This window comes from Bacillus sp. AF62 (assembly GCF_050312695.1).
Lineage (GTDB): Bacteria > Bacillota > Bacilli > Bacillales > Bacillaceae_G > Bacillus_A > Bacillus_A cereus.
The window spans coordinates 1-577 of sequence record NZ_JBNPJZ010000235.1; the positions used below are offsets into that span (position 1 = coordinate 1).

Genomic DNA, 577 nt, shown 5'->3' on the forward strand with positions numbered 1-577 from the left:
TGAAAATGTAGATGTAGCTAAAATTGATGGTGAAAATCCACATGATAGCATCCTACAATTTTATGCATTAGCAAAAGTAAATATCGCTAAATACGATAACATCTTTGTTGATAATTTAACGCATTACCAAAAGTTATGGCTACTTAAAAAAGGTGAAAATACGAAAAGTGGTATGCCGGAATTAAAGGATTACGCTTTACTAGATAATCATCTTCTAAAGGTAGTAGAAACGTTTAACTCATTAGATGCAAATATCATTTTCACAGCTTGGGAAACAACAAGAGCTATTATTCATGATGATGGGCAGCAATATACACAATTCATTCCGGATATTCGGGATAAGATCGTGAATCACATTATGGGAATCGTTCATGTTGTTGGTCAATTAGTGAAAAAGGCAGATGGTACAAGAGGTTTTGTTTTAGAAGGTAATCAAAGTGTATTTGCTAAGAACCATCTCAATGCGCGAAAAGGCTGCATACAAGAAGAATTAATAGCGCCATCCACAAACTAAAATACAGGGGGAAATAAATCATGAGTTTCTTTAAATTTGATGAATCAAATGCAAGTACAGGGT

The 577-nt window shown here is 33.8% G+C and carries 1 protein-coding gene; it reads left to right on the top strand.

The genetic code is table 11. The annotated features are described in order from the left end of the window. Nucleotides 1-514: AAA family ATPase (locus ACQRBL_RS32515; RefSeq protein ID WP_427736444.1), on the top strand; the 514-nt coding region annotated here is incomplete at its 5' end. Nucleotides 515-577: the final 63 nt, after the last annotated feature.